The 3,696-nt window shown below is 41.4% G+C and carries 6 protein-coding genes; 2 read left to right on the top strand and 4 right to left on the bottom strand.

The features are described from left to right. The coding region (gene crtR / locus PX481_RS05385; RefSeq protein ID WP_288093914.1) for a beta-carotene hydroxylase at positions 1 to 798 on the top strand (798 nt) is incomplete at its 5' end. 119 nt (positions 799 to 917) lie between these two features. Then, complete coding sequence (locus PX481_RS05380) at positions 918 to 1,235, top strand: hypothetical protein (RefSeq protein ID WP_002763627.1); 318 nt, start codon at positions 918 to 920, stop codon at positions 1,233 to 1,235. On the opposite strand, the gene PX481_RS05375 is transcribed toward PX481_RS05380, so the two are convergent. The 4 genes from PX481_RS05375 to rplI all read right to left on the bottom strand — a co-directional run. After that, positions 1,236 to 1,790 (bottom strand): hypothetical protein, encoded by a 555-nt coding sequence (locus tag PX481_RS05375; protein WP_002763629.1) that lies wholly within the window; start codon positions 1,788 to 1,790, stop codon positions 1,236 to 1,238. Between the two features lie 149 nt (positions 1,791 to 1,939). Then, entirely contained in the window at positions 1,940 to 2,728 is a 789-nt protein-coding gene (xth, locus tag PX481_RS05370; protein WP_002763631.1) for an exodeoxyribonuclease III, read from the bottom strand. Positions 2,729 to 2,750: 22 nt separating this feature from the next. Beyond that, entirely contained in the window at positions 2,751 to 3,335 is a 585-nt protein-coding gene (locus PX481_RS05365) for a chromophore lyase CpcT/CpeT (RefSeq protein WP_288024389.1), read from the bottom strand. A gap of 99 nt (positions 3,336 to 3,434) precedes the next feature. Further along, on the bottom strand, positions 3,435 to 3,696 hold a 262-nt coding region (rplI, locus tag PX481_RS05360), incomplete at its 5' end, for a 50S ribosomal protein L9 (RefSeq protein WP_288093911.1).

Below are 3,696 nucleotides of genomic sequence, written 5' to 3'. Positions count from 1 at the left end.
AGCCTAATAACCCTATCTACCTGTGGCTATTGGCTATGGTCCTGGCCTGACTGGATTTGTTTTAGTGCTAATGTCCTCGCTTTACATTTATCGGGGACAGTTATCCACGATGCCTCTCATAATTCTGCCCATAGCAATCGGCTATTTAATGCTATTTTAGGTCATGGTAGTGCTTTAATGCTCGGTTTTGCCTTTCCGGTCTTCACTAGAGTCCATTTACAGCACCACGCTCACGTTAACGATCCCGAAAATGATCCAGATCATTTTGTCTCCACCGGTGGCCCTTTGTGGATGATTGCGGCCAGATTTTTTTATCACGAGATTTTCTTTTTTAAGCGGCAACTCTGGCGGAAATACGAACTGCTGGAATGGTTCCTCAGTCGTCTTTTTGTTGCTACCATAGTCATCGTCGCCTGTCAATACGGTTTTATCAGCTATGTGATGAATTTTTGGTTTGTTCCCGCTTTAGTGGTGGGAATTGCCCTCGGTTTATTTTTCGATTATCTCCCCCATCGTCCTTTCCAAGAGCGCAATCGTTGGAAAAATGCCCGAGTTTACCCCAGTCCCCTCTTAAATCTGCTGATTTTAGGGCAGAATTATCATCTCGTGCATCATCTCTGGCCGTCGATTCCCTGGTACAAATACCAACCGGCATACTATGCCACTAAACCGCTTTTAGATGCGAAAGATTGTGAACAGTCTTTAGGTTTACTGCAAGGTAAGAATTTCTGGAGTTTCCTCTACGATGTCTTCTTGGGGATTCGCTTTCACTCCCATTCTTCTAAATCTAGCTCATAGCATTTATCGTAATGGTGAGGTACAAGGTTTTCGTTTTGGGGAGTCGGTGGTCGATTTTATGAGAAACTTTGTATCTGTACCGGTTTTGTTGTCAACTTGATTTTTTGAAGGAGGATTTTATGGGTCAACATTGGGGAAAAGCCTTAATTTTAACAACAACTTTCTTGACAATTAACATCGATTATGCTAAGTCTTTAACCTTTGGTGAGGCCGTGGGTATTGGAGCGGGGGCTTTGTTAATCAACCGGGCGGTACAGGATAATAGACAACGTTATCGATTTGTGCCACCAGAGCAAGAATTTCAGCGCGGACTAGAGGACGGTTTTAACTTTGCCCGCTATGATAATCCGCGCAATTCTAGAGACTACGATGACGGTTTTATCGAGGGAAGAAGACGGCGGGAGTCGGGTTGGTCCAGTCCCAACCGGAGAGGTTGATTATTTTTTTGGTCTGCGTCCCACTTCGGCGGTTTCTTGAATGGAAAATATCCTCAATTTACCGTCGATGGGAGCGACTTTAGCCACCGCTTCCGATGCCACTATATAGTTATCACCCTCGGTGTTGGTAATATTGACTACCCGCTCGCGAGTGATAATCGCCATCTCGTTATTTGCAAGAATATCCACGTCCCAATTCTCAGAAAGAACCTCTATACTTTTAATATTTTTGTAGGATTCCTCTAAAAATATTTTATGTTCCGTGATGCCATTTAACTCAAAAATTTCGGTACTAGCATCGGTTTTAATGGTCAATTGCGAGGAAATAAACGGGGCATAGTGTTTGAGGATTAGGGCGATATTTTTATCTTTAATGGCGGTTTCAATGTCTTGAATCATTGCTTTAATTTCCGCTTCCTTGATTGTTTGTCCCCCATCGCGATTACTCGATTGTTTCACTGGCACTATCGAGGGATTAGCATGGACAAAAGCGGGGGAGATGCCGGGGAGAAGGGATAAACCGAGCAATAGAACAATTAATTGGGGAGAACGCATAATTTAATAAACTTGGTAAATTCAACCCGAATCATAGCATTTTCTCGTTACCGAATAAATCCTCAAGGTGAAAGTCCCTAGTTAGGGAAGCTAAGAGAGCAAAATTCTGACTGTGCAAAGTCTAGGTTGATCCTTTAGCTATTTTTGCGTTATATTTCCAGAATAACAGGGGTATGATCGCTAGGTTTTTCTTGTTTTCTGGGTTCTCGATCGATCAGACAATTAACGGCTTTTTCGTATAGCTGAGGAGTTAAATAAAGATGATCGATTCGCCAACCTCGGTTACGAGCAAAACCACCGCTGCGATAATCCCACCAACTATAATGTCCCGCTGCCGAGGTGAATTTTCTAAAGGCATCTTGTAAGCCAATTTCTAAGACCTTTTCTAAAGCTTCTCTTTCTTTAGCTGAAGACATAATATGATTTTCTTTGCCCTTGGGATCATAAATATCTTTATCTTCTAAGGCAATATTAAAATCTCCGCAGATACATAATTCTTCAGGTTGAGAATTAATAATTTTATCTAGATATTTCCTGAGAGTTTCTAACCATTTAAGCTTATAAATATACTTGTCACTATCTAGGGAAGAACCATTAGGAACGTAGAGATTAATAATCCGAATATCGCCGATTACTCCAGTAATTAGCCGTTTTTGTTCGTCTAGTTCTCCTGTTAAATTTTCGCCGATAATTGGACTAAATCCCACAGTGATATCGTCCATGGGTTTCTGGCTAAAAATCGCCACACCATTATAGGATTTTTGTCCAGAAATATAGAGATGATAACCCAAAGATTCAAAAGCTTCTCTGGGAAAATCTCGATCGATTACCTTAGTTTCTTGCAAGCACAAAACCTCAACGGGATTGAGTTGTAACCAATTAATTACCTGCTCTTGTCGGCTGCGAATCGAGTTGACATTCCATGTGGCGATTTTCATAGCTAAAAACCGATAATTTTTCTCACACTTCCTCAGCAAAACTGGTGCGACGCACAAACTCAAAGGGACCGGCGATCGAACCCCAGACTAATTGATCGGTTTCGGGATCTAAACCGCGATCAACGCTAATTAATCCCCGTTCACTAATTTCAAAACTATTATCTAAATAAGTCATTCTATCTTTGCGAAAGACTAAACATTGTTTACCCGGTTTTACCACCCCTTTAAAACTGTTACCTGTCCAAGTGACATTCATATCACAACCCAGCATCGGTTCTAATAAGTCTAAGCTGAGATTTTTGAGACGTTGGGGTTCTCTAGAAGCACCAAAAAAGTTAGCTTCCTCTTTAACTTTAAAGTTTTCTAGTTCAATATGATCATCGACTACCGATAATTTAAATACTCGCAAACGATAGGGAGTATTGAGCATAAAATCGTAGGCCTGCTCTAAAAATAAGCTGGTTCCATTCAGTAATTCATCGGGCAAAGGGCGCATACACACGCGAATATGGGCAAAAAAAGGCGGATTAGCAAAAGCTTGTTCTTGATTACTAAAATCCGCCGCCATCCAGCGCGCTAGGGTTTTTATATCCGTGGGATGAGTCATAGTTTTTGAGATGTGAATGGCTATTAGCTATCAGCCATCAGCTAGTTAATCGCTCTGATAAATTTTCACTGATTACTGATAACTATGCCCCGACAATTGTTATTGTGCGATTACTTTAATTTCGATATCGGCATTAACTTCGGGATGGAGTTTGACTTGTACTTTATAGACTCCCAATTGACCGATATCGGGGACGGTAATACCACGGCGATCGATTTCTAATTTAGCATTTTCTAGAATAACCGTAGCCACATCTTGACTGGTGACAGTACCGAAAATTGCCTCGTTTTCACCCACCTGTTTAGGGATGCTGTAGGGACTGAGTTTTTCGATCGCAGTTTTTCTGGTTTCCGCTTCTTGT

It is taken from the genome of Microcystis sp. M53603_WE2, from assembly GCF_030065435.1.
Note: the sequence above shows the minus strand (reverse complement) of the source record. Positions and strands in the feature narration are given on the sequence as shown.

Coding starts and splice junctions, on each gene's coding strand:
- PX481_RS05380 (WP_002763627.1), top strand. CDS start 918: ATGGGTCAACATTGGGGAAAAGCCTTAATTTTAACAACAACTTTCTTG.
- PX481_RS05375 (WP_002763629.1), bottom strand. CDS start 1,790: ATGCGTTCTCCCCAATTAATTGTTCTATTGCTCGGTTTATCCCTTCTC.
- xth (WP_002763631.1), bottom strand. CDS start 2,728: ATGAAAATCGCCACATGGAATGTCAACTCGATTCGCAGCCGACAAGAG.
- PX481_RS05365 (WP_288024389.1), bottom strand. CDS start 3,335: ATGACTCATCCCACGGATATAAAAACCCTAGCGCGCTGGATGGCGGCG.